This window comes from Salaquimonas pukyongi (assembly GCF_001953055.1).
Classification (GTDB): domain Bacteria; phylum Pseudomonadota; class Alphaproteobacteria; order Rhizobiales; family Rhizobiaceae; genus Salaquimonas; species Salaquimonas pukyongi.
In genome coordinates, this window is record NZ_CP019044.1 from 2,618,181 (window position 1) to 2,640,280 (window position 22,100).

The 22,100-nt window shown below is 58.7% G+C and carries 21 protein-coding genes, 1 pseudogene and 1 riboswitch; of the genes and pseudogenes, 3 read left to right on the forward strand and 19 right to left on the reverse strand.

The genetic code is table 11. From position 1 onward, the window contains the following. Position 1: 1 nt before the first annotated feature. The 14 genes and pseudogenes from BVL55_RS12515 to BVL55_RS12580 all read right to left on the reverse strand — a co-directional run bounded on the left by BVL55_RS12515 (position 2) and on the right by BVL55_RS12580 (position 14,417). Entirely contained in the window at positions 2 to 1,168 is a 1,167-nt protein-coding gene (locus BVL55_RS12515) for a sirohydrochlorin chelatase (RefSeq protein ID WP_075997179.1), read from the reverse strand. Beyond that, positions 1,165 to 1,395 carry a DUF6732 family protein gene (locus BVL55_RS12520; protein ID WP_075998140.1) on the reverse strand — a complete coding sequence of 77 codons (231 nt, stop codon included), beginning with the start codon at positions 1,393 to 1,395 and terminating at the stop codon, positions 1,165 to 1,167. Before BVL55_RS12520 ends, BVL55_RS12515 begins: the two co-directional genes overlap by 4 nt. 294 nt (positions 1,396 to 1,689) lie before the next feature. After that, the gene (locus BVL55_RS12525) at positions 1,690 to 2,121 is read right to left on the reverse strand and encodes a tellurite resistance TerB family protein (RefSeq protein ID WP_075997180.1); all 432 of its coding nucleotides are present in this window, start codon (positions 2,119 to 2,121) and stop codon (positions 1,690 to 1,692) included. A 99-nt stretch (positions 2,122 to 2,220) separates the two neighbouring features. Further along, a complete protein-coding gene (gene cobO / locus BVL55_RS12530; protein WP_075997181.1) occupies positions 2,221 to 2,859 on the reverse strand; it encodes a cob(I)yrinic acid a,c-diamide adenosyltransferase in 639 nt (212 codons plus the stop codon). 9 nt (positions 2,860 to 2,868) lie between these two features. Beyond that, positions 2,869 to 3,450 carry a dimethylsulfonioproprionate lyase family protein gene (locus BVL55_RS12535; protein WP_075997182.1) on the reverse strand — a complete coding sequence of 194 codons (582 nt, stop codon included), beginning with the start codon at positions 3,448 to 3,450 and terminating at the stop codon, positions 2,869 to 2,871. Further along, positions 3,447 to 7,268: a cobaltochelatase subunit CobN gene (gene cobN, locus BVL55_RS12540; RefSeq protein WP_075997183.1), complete on the reverse strand. Its 3,822-nt coding sequence runs from the start codon at positions 7,266 to 7,268 to the stop codon at positions 3,447 to 3,449. The genes BVL55_RS12535 and cobN overlap by 4 nt, the downstream gene beginning before the upstream one ends. Before the next feature lie 9 nt (positions 7,269 to 7,277). Further along, positions 7,278 to 8,372 (reverse strand): cobalamin biosynthesis protein CobW, encoded by a 1,095-nt coding sequence (cobW, locus tag BVL55_RS12545; RefSeq protein ID WP_075997184.1) that lies wholly within the window; start codon positions 8,370 to 8,372, stop codon positions 7,278 to 7,280. 33 nt (positions 8,373 to 8,405) lie between these two features. After that, on the reverse strand, positions 8,406 to 8,942 hold the full coding sequence (cobU, locus tag BVL55_RS12550; protein ID WP_075997185.1) for a bifunctional adenosylcobinamide kinase/adenosylcobinamide-phosphate guanylyltransferase: 537 nt from the start codon (positions 8,940 to 8,942) through the stop codon (positions 8,406 to 8,408). Between the two features lie 2 nt (positions 8,943 to 8,944). Continuing rightward, positions 8,945 to 9,682, reverse strand: a complete 738-nt coding sequence (locus BVL55_RS12555; RefSeq protein WP_075997186.1) for a CbtA family protein — start codon at positions 9,680 to 9,682, stop codon at positions 8,945 to 8,947. An 8-nt stretch (positions 9,683 to 9,690) separates the two neighbouring features. Next, positions 9,691 to 9,867 carry a CbtB domain-containing protein gene (locus BVL55_RS12560; RefSeq protein WP_075997187.1) on the reverse strand — a complete coding sequence of 59 codons (177 nt, stop codon included), beginning with the start codon at positions 9,865 to 9,867 and terminating at the stop codon, positions 9,691 to 9,693. Positions 9,868 to 9,912: 45 nt separating this feature from the next. Beyond that, positions 9,913 to 10,142, reverse strand: a riboswitch (cobalamin riboswitch). A gap of 69 nt (positions 10,143 to 10,211) precedes the next feature. After that, positions 10,212 to 11,692: pseudogene (locus BVL55_RS12565) on the reverse strand (cobyric acid synthase). A gap of 191 nt (positions 11,693 to 11,883) precedes the next feature. Then, positions 11,884 to 12,249 (reverse strand): YggT family protein, encoded by a 366-nt coding sequence (locus tag BVL55_RS12570; protein ID WP_075997188.1) that lies wholly within the window; start codon positions 12,247 to 12,249, stop codon positions 11,884 to 11,886. A gap of 98 nt (positions 12,250 to 12,347) precedes the next feature. After that, positions 12,348 to 14,144, reverse strand: a complete 1,797-nt coding sequence (locus BVL55_RS12575; protein WP_075997189.1) for a sodium:solute symporter family protein — start codon at positions 14,142 to 14,144, stop codon at positions 12,348 to 12,350. A 12-nt stretch (positions 14,145 to 14,156) separates the two neighbouring features. After that, a complete protein-coding gene (locus tag BVL55_RS12580) occupies positions 14,157 to 14,417 on the reverse strand; it encodes a DUF4212 domain-containing protein (RefSeq protein ID WP_075997190.1) in 261 nt (86 codons plus the stop codon). Between the two features lie 273 nt (positions 14,418 to 14,690). On the opposite strand from BVL55_RS12580, the gene BVL55_RS12585 reads away from it, so the two are divergent. Then, entirely contained in the window at positions 14,691 to 15,305 is a 615-nt protein-coding gene (locus BVL55_RS12585; protein ID WP_075998141.1) for a hypothetical protein, read from the forward strand. 2 nt (positions 15,306 to 15,307) lie between these two features. Here the strand turns inward: BVL55_RS12585 and BVL55_RS12590 are convergent, their stop codons facing one another. Next, complete coding sequence (locus BVL55_RS12590; RefSeq protein ID WP_075997191.1) at positions 15,308 to 15,682, reverse strand: gamma-butyrobetaine hydroxylase family protein; 375 nt, start codon at positions 15,680 to 15,682, stop codon at positions 15,308 to 15,310. Between the two features lie 156 nt (positions 15,683 to 15,838). Between BVL55_RS12590 and BVL55_RS12595 the strand changes: the two genes are divergently transcribed. Continuing rightward, complete coding sequence (locus BVL55_RS12595) at positions 15,839 to 17,056, forward strand: NAD(P)/FAD-dependent oxidoreductase (RefSeq protein WP_075997192.1); 1,218 nt, start codon at positions 15,839 to 15,841, stop codon at positions 17,054 to 17,056. 17 nt (positions 17,057 to 17,073) lie between these two features. Here the strand turns inward: BVL55_RS12595 and dxs are convergent, their stop codons facing one another. From dxs to BVL55_RS12610, 3 genes are all read right to left on the reverse strand, one after another. Beyond that, complete coding sequence (dxs, locus tag BVL55_RS12600) at positions 17,074 to 18,993, reverse strand: 1-deoxy-D-xylulose-5-phosphate synthase (protein WP_075997193.1); 1,920 nt, start codon at positions 18,991 to 18,993, stop codon at positions 17,074 to 17,076. Positions 18,994 to 19,203: 210 nt separating this feature from the next. Beyond that, entirely contained in the window at positions 19,204 to 20,523 is a 1,320-nt protein-coding gene (locus tag BVL55_RS12605) for an NAD(P)H-dependent oxidoreductase (RefSeq protein WP_075997194.1), read from the reverse strand. Between the two features lie 25 nt (positions 20,524 to 20,548). Next, positions 20,549 to 21,004 carry a hypothetical protein gene (locus tag BVL55_RS12610; protein ID WP_075997195.1) on the reverse strand — a complete coding sequence of 152 codons (456 nt, stop codon included), beginning with the start codon at positions 21,002 to 21,004 and terminating at the stop codon, positions 20,549 to 20,551. Between the two features lie 6 nt (positions 21,005 to 21,010). Here BVL55_RS12610 and BVL55_RS12615 point away from each other — a divergent pair, with 6 nt between their 5' ends. Next, positions 21,011 to 21,238, forward strand: a complete 228-nt coding sequence (locus BVL55_RS12615) for a hypothetical protein (protein WP_075997196.1) — start codon at positions 21,011 to 21,013, stop codon at positions 21,236 to 21,238. 63 nt (positions 21,239 to 21,301) lie between these two features. On the opposite strand, the gene BVL55_RS12620 is transcribed toward BVL55_RS12615, so the two are convergent. After that, entirely contained in the window at positions 21,302 to 22,072 is a 771-nt protein-coding gene (locus tag BVL55_RS12620; RefSeq protein ID WP_075997197.1) for a hypothetical protein, read from the reverse strand. Positions 22,073 to 22,100 lie beyond the last annotated feature (28 nt).

The following is a 22,100-nucleotide window of genomic DNA, read 5'->3' on the forward strand; positions in this document are numbered from 1 at the left end:
ATTATTTCGGTTTCATCGAACGGGGCCCGTGGGGATGATCGGCATGGGGATAGGGATGGTGGTGATGACCGTCATGCCCGTGCCCTTGGCTGTGATCGTGGCCATGGTTGTGATGGTGATGGTCATGTGCGTGGCCATCATGGTCATGATCGTGCGTATGCAGCGGCGTCCAGGGCAGGCCGTGCTGTTTGCAAAACGCTTCATCCCGGCAGGATGCATCGCAATCGCCGTTGCAGGGGCAGTTCTCCAGCCCGCCGCCGATGCCTTCCACGTGATGATGGTGGCTTTCCTGGGCCTGGCCAACATCCGCTTCAAAGCCCAGAACCTGTTCGCGGTATTTGCACATCTGGCAGTTCATGACAGCCGAACCATCGAGGATTTCGACCAGCCTGTCCTCGAACGTGTCGATTACCAGTGGATGGTCGTTGAGATAACCCGCCTTGACGAATTCGATATCCGGGTGGCGCGCTGCAACCGTATCAGCATAGCTGTAAATGCGTTTCACCAGCACACCGGTGAACAGAAAATAGGGAAAAACGATAATCCGCTTGTAGCCGAGCCTTGCCGCATGTTCGAGTCCCGGCTCAACCAGCGGAAAGGTCACGCCGGAATAGCAGGTTTCCCCCCAGCCGAAACCCATGCCCTCCCACAACATGCGCATCACCTTGGCAACATTGGAATTGGCATCGGGATCAGACGCCCCGCGCCCCACCACCATCAGCAGGGTTTCATGACGCGCAACGCCTGGTCCGGCAGCTGCAATCGCTTCCTCGATCCGCTCGCCTGCCGCGCGGATCATCTTCAGATCCACGCCCAGCTCCCGGCCATACTGGATGGTCATTTCCGGATTCTGGGCTGCATAGGTGTTGAGCACGGAAGGAATGTCATTTTTTGCATGGCCTGCGGCAAAAAGCATGCCGGGCACGGCAAGCACCCGTTTGACGCCCTTTTCCTTCAGCCTGTCGAGGCCGGCGTGAATGACCGGATTGCAGAACTCGAGATAGCCATACTCAATCGGCACCTGCGGATAGCGCGCCTTGAGCGCCTGCGACAGCGTCGCGAATTCCTTTGCAGCATTCTGGTTGCGGCTGCCATGGCCGCAGATCATGATGCCGGTATCGGCAGGAAGGCTGGCGACCGTGGATCGGGCATCGGGCAACTGCGTCATGCTTCCGCGCCTGCCGGTTCACCGGCTTCTTCGGCTGCCTGCTCTGCCTCGGCTTCCTCGGCATCGAGCTTGCGCTTTCCAAGCCACGCGGCAATCGCCGCAGCACCAACAGCAGCACCCACTGCCACCCAATGGCTGTGCCCGGCCAATTCACCCACATGGCCAAGATGGGCATGGGCCTGGCCAACCCATCCAATTGTCAGGATCAGAAAAAAAACTGCACGCATGGTTTGCTCCCGCCTGTTCATCATCGACGGCTGAGATAAGAAACCGGACTTCTGCGGGAAACAGGAAAAAGCCGCCATTAAAGGCGGACCATTCGAGCTCTGACAGTTCCGGACTTGGTTCCCTGTTTGGGTCAACCGCACCAGAATCGGTTTCAGCCCCTTCGTTCCGCCTTGCGAAAACGAGGCACCGTCATTGGCGGCAACCTAACGGCCACCCATGGCAAGGTCAAACGGATTCCCGACTGCGGCGGGCCCAATTGCGACGCAATGGTAGACAACAGACCAAAACTGCCATCAGTTGTTGGCAGCGGAGATATCCTCTGGCGTCAGGCCGAGAACACCGGCCGTCTTTCGGATCAGCTCTGCCTCGCTGCTGTCGAGGTGGCCATCGGATTTCGCGATGCGAAGCAGGTGCACCAGCAGTGCTCTTTTTCGCTCGATATCGTGCCCGGCAAACATCGCAGCAGCATCCCAGGCCGTCGTCTCGTAGCCGAAATCCTTCAGATACTGCAGGACCCCGGGAATATCCTCTTCCTTGAGGTTGAAGGCATTGCCGCAGATGCGCTTGAAGGCATCAAGCTCTTCCGGTTTCAACTCACCGTCGGCAAAAATCATCCGGACAAGCAGGATCAGTTCCGACGTCAGTTGCAGGTCGTCTGCCACCTTGCCGAGCGAGGGATTGTTGCCCATGAACCGGCTGAACTTTTCGACAAAGGTCTCGGCCATGGCGCTTGATTCCCCGGTGAGTTTTCAATGCGAAGACCATGCCGGAGCGCGCCAGCAATTACAATGCAGCTTCCTGCCGCAGTTCACAGTGTGATCGGCTTAGAACTCCACGCCCACCTGTGCTTTCACACCGGAGCGGAAGGGATGTTTTATCATCTCCATCTCCGTGACCAGATCGGCAAATTCGATGAGTTCTTCCTTGGCGTTTCGGCCGGTGATGATGACATGCTTCATCTCCGGCTTGTCCTTCAAGAACCCGATCACCTCTTCCACATCCAGATAGTCGTAGCGCAGCACGATGTTCAATTCGTCAAGCAGTACCATGTCGAGCTTCTCGTCCATGATCATCGCCTTGGCCTTGTCCCAGGCCTGACGCGCGGCGGTGATGTCGCGCTGGCGGTCCTGCGTTTCCCAGGTAAAGCCCTCGCCCATGGTGGCCATCTCCACCTGATCGGGAAAGGCTTCCAATACCTTGCGCTCGCCCGTGCCCCACTTGCCCTTGACGAACTGAACAACGCCCACCCGCATGTCATTGCCGATGGCCCGGAAGATCATGCCGAAGGCCGCCGTCGACTTGCCCTTTCCCTTGCCGGTATGGACGATCACCAATCCCTTCTCGACGGTCTTGGTGGCAATGATCTTGTCGCGCGCCGCCTTCTTCTTTTTCATCTTCTCGGCATGGCGGGCGTCCAGTTCCTCCTCGCTCATGTTCTTCAACTTGTCGGATTTTTCAGCCATGCCTGCTCCTCAGTAATCTGCCTTCTGGCGAAGATCGCCGTTACGCCACACCCACAAGGCGACCAGCGTCGCGCTGCCAGCCCTTATAGCATGCCGCATGTTCGACTCGTGGAAAATGAAACTGCCCGCTTTCCTGGGAGCGAGCGGTGCGCCATCAGCACTCCACAAACCGTCATGGGTAAGCGGGATGTAGATTTCCTCCGCCACATGCCAGTGTTCGGGATAGTCGAGGCCCGGCCCGTAAACGACAAGTCCCGCGGCGATCTCCTCACTCATGAAATGGCCCTCCGGGCCAATGAGTTCCACATGAGCGTAGTTGTCGAGAAAATCCTGCCCGAAATCCTCCGCCGTATACATCTGCTTCCAGTGCAGTTGACCGGCAAACTCGCTGAACCTTGCCAGCAGCGCGCCCTCTGCCCGACCGGCATGATCGGCAGCAGCATCAAGATGGCGGCTTGCCGTAACATGTCTTGGTGCAAGATTGCGTTCGGAAAGACACCAGTCGAAGCCGTCCAGCCATTCGCGCGCAACAGGTTCATCGCGTAGAGAAAGATAGTCACGAAAGCTATCGAACAGGGGTTTGATACTCATCTTGCCGCTTCCTCCCGGCCCGCAGTAGCTTCAAGAAGAAACTTCGCTGAATTGGAGCGCGGTATCCACAAGCCGCGCTCTTCAGCTTCCAGAAACCGCTCTGCCATTTCCTTCAATCCGGCGGGATTGGATTGTTCAAGAAACTCCCTAACCGTATCGTCGGCAAGATAGGCCTCATAGACCAGTTCGAAATGGTGGTTGGCGACCGCGCCGGTCGTTGCCGAAAAGGCGAACAGGTAGTCCACCGTCGCCACCATTTCAAACGCCCCCTTGTAGCCATGGCGCATAACGCCCTCGATCCATTTCGGATTGACGGCACGGGCCCGCACAACCCGGGCGATCTCTTCTTCAAGCGCCCGCACCACCGGGCGTTCGGGCCTTGAGTGGTCGTTGTGGTAAATCTTCGGGCGCTTGCCGGAGGCCAGTTCAACCGCCGCCGTCATGCCGCCCTCAAACTGGTAGTAATCATCAGAATCCAACAGGTCGTGTTCGCGGTTGTCCTGATTGTGGATAACAGCCTCAACTGCGCCCAACCGCTCGGCAAACCGTTCGCGCCGCTCGGTACCTGCATCCTTCGCCCCATAGGCATAGCCGCCCCAGGCAAGATATGCCCTGGCAAGATCGCCACGCTCCTGCCAGCCCTTCTCGTCGATCAGTGCCTGCAGCCCTGCCCCATAGGCGCCGGGCTTGGAACCGAAAATGCGGTAGCCCGCCTGATGACGTGCTTCATCTGCCGGCAGCCCTTCCGCCTCCAGACCTGCCGCCTCCTTTTTCATCCGGGCGGCAATGGGATTGTCCCGCTCGCTTTCGTCGAGCATCCCCGCAGTGCGGACAGCCTTGTCGAACAGTTCGATCTGGGCAGGGAACGCGTCCCGGAAAAACCCCGAAATCCGTAGCGTCACATCAACCCGCGGACGGCCCAACTCTGCAAGAGTGACAATCTCGTATCCCGTCACCCGGCGCGAAAGATTGTCCCAGACCGGCTTTGCCCCGATCAGCGCCAGTGCCTGGGCAATGTCGTCGCCACCGGTTCGCATGTTGGAGGTACCCCAGGCCGAAAGGCCGAAGGATGCCGGCCATTCGCCATGATCCTGCCGGTAGCGGATAACCAGCAGTTCTGCCGATTTCTTCCCCAACTGCCAGGCAGCCTGGGTCGGCACGGCGCGGCTGTCGACCGAAAAAAAGTTGCGGCCCGTCGGCAGCACATCATTGCGCCCCCGCGACGGCGCGCCGGAAGGGCCCGGCTTGACGAAACCGCCACCCAGGCCGGTCAGAAGGCCTCCAATCTCACCCTCCCCACAGGCTACAATGCCCGGCACCACACGGTCCTGAACATAGGCGAGCACAGCAGCCGTGTTGCGCCAGTGCGCTGCACATTGCGTCTCGCCGCAAACCAGCCTTGCAGCCAACAGTTCGATGCGCTCCACCGTGTCTCCCTGACTGCGCCAGGGGGCATCGCAAACCTGTGCCAGTACTTCCGGTTTCGGCCCCTCCCAGGGCTTTGCCATGTCGCAGCCGAGGGGATCAAAACCCGCATCCTCATCCTGAGCTTGCCGAAGGGTCGGGGGGGCGGTATTTTCCCCTCCCTTGCCAAGCTTAGCAGGGGAAGAAGCAAACAGATCCGCCGCTATCGCCCGGTGCAAACTGGCATTCTCCCCCTGCCCGTCGCCCCGCGGCACACGCACAAGCGCCACCGCCAGATCGGTCAACAAACGGTCTGTGGGCGCTTCGCCAAAGATGTGCAGCCCGTCGCGAATCTGCATTTCCTTCAATTCGCACAGATAGCCGTCCAGCTTTTCCAGCTTCACCTCTTCGCCATCGCTCTGGGCAATACCGGCATCTACATCAAGGCCGGTATCGGCGATCAATTCCAGAATCTGTTTTTTCAACAGCCGCAAGCGGCGGGGATCGCTTCCTGCGGCGTCATAATATTCATCGACCAGCGCTTCGAGGTCACGCAGCGGCCCGTAACTTTCCGCCCGCGTCAGGGGCGGCGTCAAATGATCGATGATAACGGCGGAGGTCCGCCGTTTGGCCTGACTGCCCTCGCCCGGATCGTTGACGATGAAGGGATAAAGATGCGGCAAGGGTCCGAGAACAGCCTCCGGATAGCAGGCATCTGATAGCGCCAGCGCTTTTCCTGGCAGCCATTCCAGATTGCCGTGCTTGCCCATATGGACAATCGCGTCAGCACCGAATTCGCCCCGTAACCAGCAATAGAAGGCAAAATAGCCATGCGGCGGAACGAGATCGGGCGAATGATAGGTTTCCGTCGGGTCGATGTTGTAGCCGCGGGCCGGCTGAATACCGATGGAAACATTGCCGTTGACCGATAGCGGAAGGGCAAATCCGCCGCGTTCTGCCACGAAATAGGGATCGCGCTCCGGTTCGCCCCAGCGTTCGGAGATTTCGCCGCGAAGTTTGTCCGGCAGGTCGGCAAAGAATGCTTCATAATCCCCAAGTGCAAGCACGACACGGATTTCTCGCCCGTCATTGCCTGCATTGGTCGGCCCCTCCTGCAGGTGGCGCATCAGGGCATCACCATCAGCAGGCAGGTCGCCAGTCGAATATCCCGCTGCCGCAAGTGCCTTGAGCACGTTTATCGTGCCGGCCGGCGTGTCGAGACCGACGCCGTTTCCCAGACGCCCGTCCCGGTTGGGGTAGTTGGCAAGCACGACGGCAATTTTGCGCTGTGCCGCCTCCTTGCTGCGCAGCCTAGCCCAATTGGCGGCAAGATCGGCAACAAAGCCGATGCGCGTTGCTTCCCCCTCGTGGCGGACGATGTTGGTTTCCACCCGCTCGTCGAACCGGCTGGCCGACTTGAAGGCAATGGCGCGCGAAAGCACCCGCCCGTCGACTTCCGGCAATGCCACATTCATCGCAAGGTCGCGTGCGGAAAGTCCCTGGTCCGATTGCCGCCAGGCTTCAAGCGAACCGCCCGAAAGCACGATCTGCAACACCACCGCGCCGGTTTCATCCAATACTGTGCCCGTCGGGCCGCCCGATGGCGAGGAAACCGCAAAACCCGTGGAAGCAAGCACGACCGAGGGTGGCGCTTCGCTGAACACATGCCTTACCGTTTCCTGGCTTACGGCATCCTTGAGCGATGAGACAAAAACCGGAAGGGCATTGAGACCGCGCGCTTCAAGCGCCCGCACCAGCATCTTGACCGGCTGCAACCCGCCGGACTGCACCAGTGCCCGGTAAAAGCAGATTGCTGCAACAGGTTGTCCCCTTTTCCAATGGTCGCGGATCGCTTCCAGACCGGCAACACCGGTATCGGGGTGCCAAAGACCGGCCTTGAGCAGGGGAACAGCTTCGGGCGGGGCTTCTGCGCTGCCCGTCAAATACCGGCAATAAACAAGAAAGCCGGCGCTGTTTTCCGCTCCGCCTTCCAGCAGGTAGGCCCACAGGCGCTCCAGGTCGTTGGCTTCGATCGTGGAAGCGGCAATGAGTTCCGGATCGGGCTTGTCATCACCTGGCAGAAAGGCAAGTTGAACGCCGTTTTCCCGTGCAACCGACGACAGGGACTCAACGCCATATTCCCAGTAGCGCCGTCCCCCGAGCAGCCGAACCACCACCAGCTTTGCCCCGGCTATGATCTCGCGGGCATAGACATCAATCGAAAGCGGATGGGTAAGCTGCATCCAGTTGGCAAGCCTTAACCCGGTCATCTCCTGCGCTGCGGCCGCATCTGCAAGACTGGCAAGCTCGGTATCCGCCGCCGAAAGGAAGACGATCTCGCCCGGCGTCTGCCCCAGATCGACGGCTTCTTCGCCTTCCTGGATCGCGCCTTTCTGAGCCAGCAGGAGGTGCATTGCTTTTACCTATGTAAGTGCGGCTTTCACCGCTTCACCGATGGCTTGCTGATCGAGCCCCTCAAAGCCGATCACTACCAGCCGGCCTTCACGAACCTCTCCCTCGCGCCACTCCCGGTCGAAATAGGTATCGATCCGGTTGCCGACGGCCTGAACCACCAGCCGCATTGGTTTTCCCTCGATCGCCAGAAAGCCCTTCAGCCGCAAAACGTCATGTGCCTCGATCAACGGTGCAAGGGCTGCCGCAACACCCGTGTGACTGGCCACCGGCGGCAAGGAGGTGACAAAGCTTTCAAAATCATCGTGATCGTGGTGATGATCGTGCCCGGCGCCCTCTCCATGTTCGGCATGAAAGGCATCATGCTCCAACTCGTGCTGGGACTTGCGGTTGTGAATATCCGATTCGGTGCCTGAACCAAGGCCCAGGAGGACGGAAGCCGGCAGGGAACCGTTCGATGCCCGCACCACCTTCACCGCCCGCTTGATTCCGTCTTTCACCTCGCCCTGCAACCGGTCGAGAGCGTCAGCCTCCACCAGATCGGCCTTGTTGAGAATGATCATGTCGGCACAGGTGATCTGATCCTCGAAAAGCTCCTCCAGCGGGCTTTCGTGATCCAGCGCCTCGTCTTCGGCCCGCTGGGCATTGACCTTGTCGATGTCGCTGGCAAAACGGCCATCTGCCACCGCCCGGCTGTCGACCACCGTCACCACGCCATCCACCGTCACCTGCTCACGGATTTCCGGCCAGTTGAAGGCGCTCACCAGCGGTTGCGGCAGGGCAAGACCGGACGTCTCGATGACGATGTGATCGGGCTTGCGGTCGCGTTCGAGCAGGGCGGTCATGGTCGGGATGAAATCGTCGGCCACCGTACAGCAGATGCAGCCATTGGTAAGTTCGACGATATCGTCTTCCGAGCAGGTTTCCTCGCCGCAACCCTTCAAAACCTCGCCATCGACTCCCAGATCGCCAAACTCGTTGATGATGAGCGCGATGCGCTTTCCATTGGCCGTTGCCAGCAGATTGCGGATCAGCGTGGTCTTGCCGGCGCCCAAAAATCCGGTGATCACCGTTGCGGGTATTTTCTGGCTGTCTGCTATGGACATGGTTTGCCCTTCAAGGTTTTTGCATCAGCAGGCTCATGCCTGCGGTTTGAGTTTCAGTGGCAGCCCGGCGGCAACGAACCAGACCATTTCACACCGCCTGGCCATTTGCTGGTTGACGGTGCCGGCCAGATCGCGGAACTGCCGCGCCATGGCGTCCTCGGGCACAATGCCCAGCCCGACCTCGTTGCTGACGAAGAAAACTGGCGCCCGGATGCTGTCGAGAGCCGCAATCAGGCTTTCGCATTCACGCAGCACATCCGCATCGGCCATCATCAGGTTGGTGACCCACAGCGTCAGGCAATCGACCAGCAAAACCCTGCCCGGCAGCGCCGTCTGCAACACCGCATCGGCCAGCGCCAGGGGTTCTTCCACGGTTTCCCAGGCCTTGCCGCGCCGCTCGCGATGCTTGTCGATGCGTTCGCGCATCTCCTCGTCCAGCGCCCTGCCCGTCGCCAGATAAAACGGCGTCAGGCCGGTTGCCAGAACCTGTTGCTCGGCGACGCGGCTTTTGCCGGAGCGCGCGCCACCGAGGATCAACGTCGTTTGTGGCGGGGTGTTGCTCGCCGTCATGATCAGGCGCTTGCCGATTCCTGTTTCGCCGCCCGCTGAAACAGATAGCCAAGCAGTCCGCCCAGAAAGAGCCAGAACAGCGCCGAAGCTACAATGGTGGAAACCACGAACTCGGCGGCAAGGTTTGCCGGCACCGCCGACTCATGCTCGATTGGTTGCGGTGCACCCCATAGATGAGGCGCGACAATCAGCACTAAGGCCAGCAACATCAGCGGAAGAGCACGGCGGAAGGCCAGAAGATAAAGTCCCCCCGCAGTACAGATCACCGTTACCAGCCACCAGATCTGGCGATCTGTGAGATCACCCGCCGGCATTCCCGGCAGCTCGGGCGGCAGGCCGAAATTCGGCGCCAGTACAAAAATCACAAACCCCGCGGCGCCCCACAACAGGCCGCTTGCCGGCGTGATCGACTGGTTGAGGGCAAGAACGGCGGCCGTCAGCAAAAGCGAATAGGCAACGCCCACCACAACATTGGCAAGTGCGGTATAGAATGTGCGCTCGGTACCGTCTTCCGGCGCCCAGGGCTCTTCGGCTTCGGCCATGGCGGTCTCGCCGGTTGAAGCTTCCTCACCGGAAGCTTCACCTTGTGAATGGGTATGTCCAGCACCCGTATCCCCGGCATCCTCGTAGCGTTCAGCTTCGAGAATCAAGGGAACGACGCGCCATGATTGCACGGCTGTAGCAAATATGCCCGCAGCCATGCCCGCGAAAATCGCGGCCAGCAGAAATCTAACCAGCATGGGTTCGCTCAGTGGCAGGGAGCGACGATAGCGTGGCGCGTATCGTGAGCTGCATTGTGCAGCATGTCGGAATTGGCGAACGCCGCGCCATAAAGCAGAAACCCGCCGAACAGGGCGGCAAAAGCTGCCGTTACCATCCGTTGTGACGCGGAAAGGGAAAGCGTGGCAGTTTGTGTATTGAGCATGACAACCTCCGTGTTGCTCCATTTGAAATAAGCAGGCGCATAACGCTACTGCCGGTCCAACAGGCAGGTCTCCTGGCTCACGGTTCTGGCGGTTGTCTCACCTTCCCGGGTTGCGGCATGCCGCAGTTTCCCAGTGGCTTTCGAAACACCCTTACCGCAATACAGTCGCGGGGTCGGCCAGGTTTGGAATGCCCGGATTGGGTCCACTCCATCCTGTTCCCTTTTGATCCCGTAGCCTTTGGCTATGTACGGGAACCGGTTGGTCTTTCATGATTAGCGCGCTGAAGGCGGCAGCGTCAATCGATTTGCGACATTGCCCGCATCAAATCCGCACTGGGCCCGCATCAATTCCGTACCGCTGCCGCCACCGTCAAAATCCCTTCGACATCCAGATGGCGTTCCATCGCTACCGCCAGTTCATCGAGTGAATCTTCAACCATCTGCCGGTAGTTGCCCCCTGCCTCGACACCGAACCCGCCAAGCAGATGACGCCGATAGGCATCAGAGGAAAACATGCCGTGCAGATAACAACCCATCACCCTGCCATCGGCAGAAACCGCTCCATCCGGCCCGTTTGCGGTCAGGATCATCGGGCGGGCACAGTCCGGGCCCGTGGTGTGGCCCATGTGGATTTCATAGCCGGAGAGCAGAAGGCCGTTTTCGGCAAGCTGCGGGTCAATGTTGCGCACGGTCTTTCTGCCCGCAAGTACGGTCTCGACATCCAGCAGGCCCAGCCCGTCGGTCTCGCCCACGCTGCCTTCAACGCCATCGGGATCGGCGATTTTGCGCCCCAGCATCTGATAACCGCCACAAATGCCGATAACCTGCCCGCCGCGGCGCACATGGGCATGAAGTCCTTCATCCCAACCGTTCTCGGCAAACTCGATTCGGTCTGCGATGGTCGACTTCGAACCGGGCAGAATGACGAGCGCGGCATCCTGAGGAAAGGGATCACCTTTTTTGAGATATACGACAGACACGCCCGCTTCGGCTGCCAATGGATCGAGATCGTCGAAATTGGCAATCTTGCCGAGTACAGGCACGACGATCTTGACCTCACCACCCCCACTGTTTGTGAGCCGGTCGAGAGCCACGCTGTCTTCCGCCGGCAGGCGCCGCACACAGTCAAGATGTGGAAGCACCCCGAAGGAGGGCCAGCCGGTAAAGCGGGTAATCGCTTCAAGCCCGTCATGAAACAGCGAAACGTCGCCGCGAAACTTGTTGATGAGGTAGCCTTCAATGCGTTGGCGGTCTTCTGCCGGCAGGATGGTGTGCGTTCCTGCGATGGAAGCTATCACCCCTCCCCGGTCGATGTCCCCGACCAGGACCACCGGCACGCCGGCGCGCTCGGCAAACCCCATATTGGCGATATCGCCTGCCCGCAGGTTGATTTCGGCAGGAGACCCCGCCCTTCCACCAGCACGATGTCGGCACGTGTGACAAGGCGGGCATAGCTGTCCATCACCGCATCGAGCAGTTTTGGCTTCATTGCCCCATAGTCCCGGGCGCGGGCACTGCCGATGACCCTGCCCTGAACGACAATCTGGCTACCGGTTTCCGATTGCGGCTTGAGCAATACCGGGTTCATGTGCACCGATGGCGGCACGCCGCAGGCCAGCGCCTGCAGCCATTGGGCACGGCCCATTTCGCCACCGCCGCTTCCGTCTGCTTCCACTTCCGCCACGGCTGCGTTGTTCGACATGTTCTGCGGCTTGAAGGGCACAACCGAAATACCACGGTTCTTCAGCGCACGGCAAAGCCCGGCAACGAGCACCGTCTTGCCTACATCCGATCCGGTTCCCTGAAACATCAGCGCCTTGGTCATGGCGGAACCTTTAGAGCGTGTCTTGGTTAGCTGCAATCGCCTGAACCTGGTTCCCGGGCCCTCGAACCGCGTCGCAAAAAGCTGACAGTGTCCTGCACTGCTGCGCTTTTTGCGCCTTGCCGAAGACCCGGCGGTAACCTGACCAGACTTTGAAAACAGCAGATGCAAGACCGCCCCGACGCGCAGGACGCTTACCAGCCAGGGGTGAAGATTTTCCAGATGTAGTAGGCAGCCTCGCTTTCAAGCGGGAAGGACAGCATGCCCATCACCGAATAACCAAGCAGCCAGGGCATCAGATAAAACCGCGCCATGAAGAAAAACCAGGCGACATAGAGCGGTTTGAGCACGTCGATCAGGAACGGCGGGGTTACCCATTTGAATGCGTTTATGACGGGATCGGTGACCCTCACGAAAAAGCGCATGAAAAAGAACGGACTGTCATCAGCCATGAACAGCCGCATTGCAGCGCGCCCGATCAACGTCCACATGACGAGCCCGAGGATGTAGTCAATTACTACCGCCCAGAGCGGAAGGGCCTCGATCGGAAACGTATCCATTCCTCACCTCGGAAAAACTGGCAAACGCCATAGCCAAAATTGGCGCAAAGAAAAAGGGCGGAGCCGAAACCCCGCCCTCTTTTGTTTGTCAGGATCGCTTAGTGCGAGCCAAGGATCGTTTTCCCGGTCGGGATGCGAACCTCGTCGACCATGTCCTGGATTTCCTGCGAAGGTGCAGGGGTCAGGAGCGATACCACGATCATGGCGATCAGGCTGGCCGGCATGCCGATAATGCCGAAGCGCAGGTGATCGATGCCCATCCAGGGCTCCATGCCACCGGCAAACACCTGATACAGATACCAGGCGCCGACGCCGAAGCCGACCACCATGCCGGCAACCGCACCAGCGGCATTGGCACGTTTCCACCACACACCGAGAACCAGCGGGAAGAACAGGCCGGAATTGGCGAAGCAGAAGGCCCACGCCACGGCACCGAGGATACCCGTCAGTTTCAGGGATGCGATGAACGCCGCTGCAAGACCGATGAAGATCAGCAGAACGCGTGCAACAATCAGCCGCTTGCGCGTATCGGCTTTCGGATCGATGATCGAGTAGTACAGATCATGCGACAGTGCGTTGGCAATCGCCAGCAGCAGTCCGTCAGCCGTCGACATGGCAGCAGCCAGGCCACCAGCGGCAACAAGGCCGGAGATGACATATGGCAGACCCGCGATTTCCGGCGTTGCCAGAACCACGATGTCAGGACGCATGAAGAACTCGTTCAACTGAACGATACCGTCGCCGGATTGATCCGCCACGGCCAGCATGCCCACTTCGGACCAGCGCTGAACCCATTCGATGTTGGTAACTTCCTCAATGGTCTTGCCAATGACGGAAGTCGGCAGGTTGGGATCAAGCAGGTTGACCTTGGTCAGCGTAGCCAGAGCCGGAGCCGAAAGGTACAGCATCAGGATGAAGAACAGCGACCATGCAACCGATTTTCTGGCTGCCCGCACCGACGGAGTCGTGAAGTAGCGCATCAGAATGTGCGGCAGGGAAGCTGTACCGGTCATCATGGCAATTGCCAGCGTGACCATGCCCCATCCGCCACCAGCCGGTGAGTTCTGAGGTGTGGTCAGGACCCTGACGCCTGCAACGTTTTCCGCAGCCGGTGCAAGACCGTACTGGGCTTCCAGTTCGGCAATGCGCTGTACGCCTTCACCGTATGAGAAGTGCGGAATGATGCCGTAGCCCAGCTTGTTGGACATCCAGATCAGCGGCAGCAGGTAGGCGATGATCAGCACGATATACTGGGCCACCTGGGTCCAGGTCACGCCGCGCATGCCACCCAGCATGGAGCAGATGAAGATGCCGAGCAGGCCGAGATAAACACCCACTTCGAAGGGAACACCCAGCGTACGTGCTGCAATCGTTCCCGTCGCGTTGATCTGCGCCGTCACATAAGTGAACGAGGCAACCACCAGCACGATCACCGCACAAAGCCGTGCGAGATTGCCGCCGTAGCGTGTACCGATAAAGTCCGGCACGGTGTAGCAGCCGAATTTCCGCAGATATGGCGCCATCAGCGAGTTGACGAGCACATAACCGCCCGTCCAGCCGACGATGAAGCCGAGATACGGATAACCGCCGAAGTAAACGCCGCCTGCAAGCGCCACGAACGATGCACCGGACATCCAGTCCGCCGCCGTCGCCATGCCGTTGTAGACAGCCGGCACTTCACGGCCAGCGACATAATACGCATCCACTTCCGCGGTACGCGACAGCCAGCCGATCAGGGCATAGATGCCGATGGTGAAGAGCAGGAACCCGATCCCGATGGTTTCGGGACTGGCGCCCATTCTTTCAAGCAGTGCCATCAGCGCGAAAAAGACAAGAAAGCCGATGGTATAAAGACCATAGACCTTCCCTAGGTTCTTGGTGAAACCGCCTTCCATTACGATTCCTCCCTATTCGCTTACGCCGTGTTCGTCATCGATGGTATCCTGGCGCCAGTTCTGGAACCAGATCATCAAGACGAAGGCGATGAGTGAGCCTTGCACACAAAACCAGTATCCCAGCGGGAATCCGAGGAATGACATGGAATTGAGGACGTCGGCGTTATACGGAATGATGATGCCGAAAATTGCCCACAGAACCAGAATGAGAATGGTCAGGTTCCGGGTTTTTCGCCAGTGCTCCGCACGGTTTTGAGCAGAATTGTCAGCCAAATCTACCTCCCCAGTTTAGACCCGGATTGAATGACGGTTGCCATCGCCGGGTCCGGTTGATATTCCCCCGCCCTGCGGATCAGCTTTGCAGCCACACCGCAAATAAGAGGGCATGCGACAACGCAATTCTCCTCAATTGCGTGATCTGCTTCGAAAAATGCACAATAAACCGGTGATTAACAAATGGTTTATCACTTTATCCCGTGCCACCTTGGTATAATGCCGAAAAGCTGGAAATGACGCGCTGTGGAGAAAATTCACCAATTTTTTGAAATGGTTAGGGGTAGATTATCACCCTGGAAACGGCTTGAGCCGGTCAACAGTTCAAGGGCATTCGGCGAGTTTCTGTCCGCAAGAGCCGCCTTCATCGCCCAGAAAACCCTCTACGGTTACGTGAAGACAAGAATGGGCATGAAGTATCCTGCAATGTTCGAGGACGACATCTTCATCGAGTCCCTCAACATCGGCAAATGGCAGATTTATGCCGCCTGTCTTTCCGATCTTTCCATCTTCATGGCAGCCCAGGTCTATGCCCGTACCGGCGATGCCCAGGAAGCAGCATCAATTGCAGAGAAGTTTTATTCACACGCCATCATCGAGCGCTTTCAGGACGCCGAATTTACCGGTGACACCGCTCCCCTGATCGATGCGTTCAAGGATCGTCTCGTTCTGGTCGACTGGAACTATGCCATGGCCGCAGAAGGCGCTTTCAAGGAAAGCCCCAGGGCGCTGATTCGCTGGGCGCCCATCGACGATGAATTGAAGAAGTTCGATATCGAAATCGTCACAAACTCCATTCGCTTTCAGTGGCAGCGGGTGCGCAGTGATTTTCTCAAGGCTTTCGATGTGGACGCCTTCCTGGCCGACTGGAACCGCACGAAAGCATAAGCCTATTTCAGCCGCACCGCTTCCCTGCTCTTTCCCGCCTTCGAAAGTTCGGCTTCATAGGCTTTCCACTCTGCCTGCCGGTTACGTCCCAGTTCCAGCAGGAACGGCCAGGTGAAAATACCGGTATTGTGCAGATCGTCGAACTCGATCCGGATGGCATAGTTTCCGATCGGATGAATTTTCATGATGCCCACGTCGCGCTTGCCATGAACCAGGATGCGCTGTTCCGGTGAATGCCCCTGAACCTCGGCCGAAGGCGATCGCACGCGGAGCAGCTCAGCCTCCAGAACATGTTCCTCGCTCTTGCCGCCTTGTGCTTCGAAGCGAACGGTAAGGGTTTTGCGGTCCGGTGAAACCGCTATCCGGCTTGGCTGCATGGCAGATTATCCCCTGTCCGACTGATATTCAGGTTTCCGGCCGCTCTGCGGTGTGGAAAGAACTTTCATGTCGTTTTCAGTCATGGCATTTCTTGGACGTTGAAAATAAACAGAGCCACGCGAACTGACCAGCGCCAATACGGGAAACCTTGTTTCATGGCCATGAAAGCTGTCACCATCGGCGCCGGACAGGCTGCTGTCGCCTTCGCCGCAAAACTGCGCGAATTGGACGGCGACGCCGAAATCCTGATGATCGGTGAAGAGGAGAGTCTTCCCTATCAGCGCCCGCCGCTTTCAAAAAAATACATGACCGGTGAGATGGAGGCTGAACGGCTATTGCTGCGCCCTGCCGATTGGTTTGAAGAAAACCGCATTGAATGCCGCACCGGCACAACCGTGACGGCAATCGATACGGCTGAAAAACAGGTCCTTGCCGGCAGCGAAACAATTTCTTTCGACAAGCTGCTGATCGCCACGGGCGCAACGCCCCGTATCCTGCCGGCGGCCATTGGCGGCGAGCTTGGCAATGTCTTTACCCTGCGCAGCCTGGCCGATGCCGACCGCATATCCGGTGTCATGAAAGAAGGTGCCACTGCGCTGGTCATCGGCGGCGGCTATATCGGCCTCGAAGCAGCAGCCGTATTCGCAACCCGCGGCCTGAAGGTGCATGTCATCGAAATGGCCGACCGCATCCTGAAGCGCGTTGCCTCTGCCGAGACCGCAGCATTCGTGCGATCCGTTCACGAAACAAGGGGCGTACAAATTCTGGAAAGTACCGCCCTCGACAGGCTTGAGGGTGACGAGGGCATGGTCAGCCATGCCGTACTCGCCAATGGCACATCAATCAAAGCCGATCTCGTAGTGGTCGGAATCGGGGTTACGCCGAAAGATGACCTGGCCCGCCAGGCGGGACTGGTTTGCGGCAACGGCATCGAACTGGATGAATTCACCTGTTCTTCCCACCCCGATATCCACGCAGCCGGTGATGTTGCCTGTTTTGCATTTCGCGGTACACGCACCCGGCTGGAATCGGTACAAAACGCAATTGACCAGGCTGAACATGCAGCCAGAGTAATTGCTGGCAGTGAGGAGCCTTACGTGCCGGTGCCATGGTTCTGGTCGGACCAGTATGACATGAAGCTGCAGATTGCAGGGCTGAATGCCGGTTTCGACAAGACGGTGACACGCCCCGGCAGCCATGATGGCGGGCAATCGGTCTGGTATTTCTCAGGCGGGGATTTTCTCGCCGTCGATGCGATCAACGACCCTCGTGCGTATATGTTCGGCAAGAAAATCCTCGAACTCGGCAGAACGGTGACGCCGCAACAGGCTGCCGACGCGAACTTTGATCTCAAAGCGCTGATAAAACCGTAAGCGGAACCGTTCCGCACTCAGGCCCTCAGAACACTTTCTGCATCATCGCGGCCCAGCGCTTCGAACACCGCACGAACGATACCGTCGCGGTCAAGGCCGGCACGGGCATACATGGCTTCAGGGGACGCCTGATCGCTAAAGACATCCGGCAGGAAGAGCGGGCGCAGCTTCAATCCGTTTTCAAGTTGCCCGGTCTTCGAAAGAAAGGCGAGTACCTGCGCCGAAAAACCGCCAATGGAACCTTCCTCCACGGTAATCAGCACCTCGTGCTCACGCGCCAGGCGCCCGACAAGTTCGGTATCCAGCGGTTTGGCAAAACGCGCATCGGCAACCGTCGTGGGAAGGCCCGCCTGTGCCAGGCTTTCGGCGGCCAACAGACAATCGCTTAGCCGTGCACCGAAAGACAGCAGCGCCACCTTGCTGCCTTCACGCAACACGCGCCCCTTGCCGATCTCGAGGATATTCCCGCGTTCGGGCAATTCAACACCGACGCCATTACCGCGCGGATAGCGGAAGGAAATCGGCCCCTCATCCCATTCAGCCGCCGTGCGTACCATGTGGACCAGTTCCGCCTCATCGCCCGCTGCCATGACCACAAAGCCCGGCAGGGTCGACAGAAAGGTCGTGTCGAAGGCACCGCAATGGGTTGCACCGTCAGCCCCAACATAACCTGCCCGGTCGATGGGAAAGCGCACTGGCAGTTTCTGGATGGCAACATCGTGCACCACCTGGTCATAGGCGCGCTGCAGGAAGGTCGAATAGATCGCGCAGAACGGCTTGAAACCCTCGCTTGCCAGCCCCGCCGCAAAGGTCACGGCATGCTGTTCGGCAATGCCAACATCGAAAGTGCGCTCGGGAAACGACTTGCTGAAAATGTCGATCCCCGTCCCGTCCGGCATGGCAGCAGTGATGCCGACGATCCGGTCGTCATCTTCTCCTTCGCGCACCAGCGCCTGGCCGAAAACCTTGGTATAGCTTGGCGCATTGGCAGGCGGTTTGGACTGTGCACCGGTGATGACGTCGAATTTCGACACGCCATGATACTTGTCGGCCGCAGCTTCTGCCGGCGGGTAGCCTTTTCCCTTGCGGGTCACCGTATGGATAAGGACCGGGCCTTTCGCGTTGTCACGCACGTTGCGCAACACCGGAACCAGCGTTGACAAGTCATGCCCGTCGATCGGGCCGATGTGATAAAATCCCATCTCCTCAAACAGCGTTCCGCCGGTGACATAGCCGCGCGCATGTTCCACCGCCCGGGTGATCGCGCGATCGACTGTCTTGCCGAGATAGGCTGTCAGTTTCTTGCCAAGCTCACGCATGCCCATATAGGTGCGGCCGGAAGCAAGGCGCGCCAGATAGGCGCTCATCGCACCGGTTGGCGGTGCAATCGACATGTCGTTGTCGTTGAGAATGACAATCAGCCGCGCATCCATGGCACCGGCATTGTTCAGCGCCTCATAGGCCATGCCCGCCGACATCGCTCCATCGCCGATTACCGCGATCACATTGTTGTCCCCGCCCTTCAGTTCGCGCGCCACAGCCATGCCGAGGCCGGCGGAAATGGACGTGGACGAGTGGGCAGCGCCAAACGGATCGTATTCGCTTTCATCCCGCTTGGTGAAACCGGACAGGCCATCTTCCTTGCGCAGGGTGCGGATGCGGTCGCGGCGGCCGGTGAGGATTTTGTGCGGATAACACTGATGGCCAACATCCCAGATCAGCCGGTCCTGCGGCGTATCAAAGATATAATGCAGCGCCACAGTCAACTCGACAACGCCGAGTCCGGCGCCCAGATGCCCGCCGGTCACCGAAACCGCATCGATGGTTTCCGTTCGCAACTCGTCGGCCAGTTGCGGCAATTCTTCTTCGTTGAGCTGGCGCAAATCCGCCGGAATGCGGACCTTGTCCAGCAAGGGAGTGTTGGGTCGATTACTCAAATGCCACCTGCCCGAAATGCAATTGGCTCAAAACGGAACCTGGCTGGACGCTGCCGGGCCGGTTTTCGCTGTCATTTACCGGTTACTTAGACCTTTCGCGGTCAAAGTACAAACAAACGTGTCCTTTCTTTGAAAGAGCGTTCTCCTCTGGAGAAAGGCGAGCTTGCTGGATATGGATCTCAGCAGGCTATCCTGGTTTAGGACCCACCTCTAGGCTGTATCGACGAGCAGATCCTGCTTTGCGCGAAGACGTGCAATCGCGGTATCCTCGCGAATTGCGATATTGCGCCGGGTCAGCAATTCGCCCCTGGCGACCGGCTCTATCACCTGTGCCTTTTCCAGCACCCCGCAGGGCCATGCTTGTGCTGTTTTAGCTTCGGCGACCGTCATGGTCCACGAGCGGTAGCAATACTGACCGACCGCATCGATCATCTCGCCGGGCTTTAAATCCCGTTTGGCTACCGCGCACACCTCGGCAACCGGCTTGGGCAGCGGTATCATGTCGGGACGGCCATGCAGCATCACGCGGGCAGCTGTCAGCGGAACTTCCAGCGACGTCAGATGGTAAGGCCGGTGGAAGGCATAATATGGCCCCTCACCCATTTTAAGGTCCGCGAAGCGCTCATGGATGCGCGGGTGCGTTGCCTTGACGATGACAAAAATTCCCGGTGAGACGCCCTTTCCAATGGAATAGTCGACGCAGCCGGGTTTCGACAGCACGCCGCCATCGGCTTCCGGGATCAGGGTGGTTGCCAGTTCAGCTACAGTGGCGCGCGGCCCGTGCATGCCCGGAATGTCCGGCACCAGGCCGGTAGCATTGGCGATAGCCGCCATTTCCACCATTGTCTTGGAGCCGTCAACGAATTCGACCAGCATGCGGACATTCATGTTCCGCCGATCCGCCTCCTCCTGATAATCATCCGGCACGGCGTCGAAATTCAGCGGATTGTTCTTGCCCTTGCCCGCGCAAACCACTTCGTGGCCCATCGCGGTAACGAACTCGATAATCTCCATCGTCGAGGAAGGTTCATCGCCAGCACCAAGCGTATAGATCACACCGGCCTTGTCTGCTTCATGTTTCAGATAGGGGCCGATACAGACATCACATTCAACATTCATCATGATAAGGTGCTTGCCGGCAGCAATGGTGCGCACGCCAATATCGGCGCCGGCTTCCGGCACCCCGGTCGCATCGATGACCACATCGATCAGCCCGTGGGACAAGGCCAGATCGAGATCGGAAGTAACTGCGATACGCCCGCTTTCCATGACAGCGGATGCAGCATCGTGGCTTTCAGCTTTGCCAATGCGCTCATCATCACCATAAGCAATACGGGCTGCCTGCGATGCCCGCCCGGCAGTGCGCTCGAAAACCGTTCCGATTTCGATGCCATCCATTTGGGCAATGCCGGTGAAGATGTCGGTGCCCATCTCGCCAAGGCCAACCAGCCCGACACGGATCGGCCTGCCCTGCCGCTCAAGTTCGGCAAGCTCCTGGGCAAGGCCCGTCAGTTGAACATTCGATGGCATACAGGACCGGATTCTGCGGAAGGTTTCACAGGGTGACGGGCCCGCCGGCCTCGTCGACACGGCGCTGGTTATAGATGGTTTCGAGGAATTGAAACAGTTCGATTTTCAGTTCCAGTGGATAGCCTTCGCCATTGCGTGCAACAAAGCCGGAAAACGAGAACTGGGGATCATCGATCAGGTTGAGCGCATCAACGGACAGGCGGGGAAGCATGATCTCGCGGTTCTTGCGGACCGCTCCATAACGCCGTGCCCCTTCGGGAACGGCAAGGATGTTGCCGATCGCCTCATTGCGCACCGGTACGAAGGATGCACCGCCGGCCAGCTGGCTGATCTGGGCTGCTGCCTTTACAGATGTCAGCGTGCGATCCAGCAGAAAATAAACGGAAACCGCGATGCCTGCGGCACTGGCGCCTTCATCGAAGGCGATGTCACTGTAGACCTTGAAGAAAGGCTTCAGCAAATTGGCCTGCAGATCGATCACATAATCATGTTCGGGTTCACCGACGATGGTATCGAAAATAAGTACCTGATCGCCGGTGCGGGAAAAATCGACAATCCGGCTGCTGGCAGGAAAATACCCCGCCAGCCCGCCATCGGGAAAATCGGTATCGAAGACACGCAGCCGTTCCTCGCCGGCAAGCGACAGCGCGTCGGCAAGAATGCGCGCCAGCAGTGTCTTGCCGTTGCGCGGCTCATCGGAACAGACAATGGCTAGCGACCTTGGGATGATATCCCTCCCGAGACGGAAACCGGATCAGTGCCGGCCGGTCAGCGCAGCTTATGCGTCGTCATCACCGGCCAGGGTTTCTTCCTCGGCTGAAGCCTGCGGTGACATCAACGCCTTGATCACATCGAGCTTCTCGAACTCGGTGTTCAGATCACTGATCCATTTGCGGACATAGCCGCGCAGCACGAAGGAATAGTTCGCCTCACGGCCATTCGGCTTGCGGTTGTTGATGAAGTCGGTGAACGTAACCCCAGCCAGATCCACCTGCTCATAGGCCATTTCGTTGAGCTTGGGTATTTCGATTTCGCGGGCATTTGAAAGGCCGGCGAAATATTTCTTGAACGTCTTCTCGTCCCACTCGAAGAAATTGGTTTCGTTGATGAAGTTGCGCGCAACGATGTAGGAAAGGCCCTTGGTATACTGAGCGATTTCACCCATCTCGTCGAGCGAGGCAATGGACGGGCCGACGACGTGAAACAGCGCCATGTCGAAATCGCCACCGCGTGCTGCTTCCAGTACGCCGATATTCTCGAAGGTTTCGAGCGCCCGCGACATGCTGCCGGCTTTCAGATCCACTACCGACACCTTCACCGCCGCTTCCTGCATGGTGTCGAGCACCTTCATCTGGTCGCGAACTTCCTCAAGATCGATGATCTCGGTGATGTTGGGGTAGAAGCGGTGCAGCGTACCGCGCGGGTTTTCCGTGTCGAAGGCACGCGCCAGCACGTTTTTGCGCGCCAGAAAATCCAGCAGGGCACGGGATGTTGTCGTCTTGCCGACGCCGCCCTTGTCCGCACCCACGAGAATAAGCAATGGTTTCATGTTTCCACCTCACACCGTAGCGGCCCGC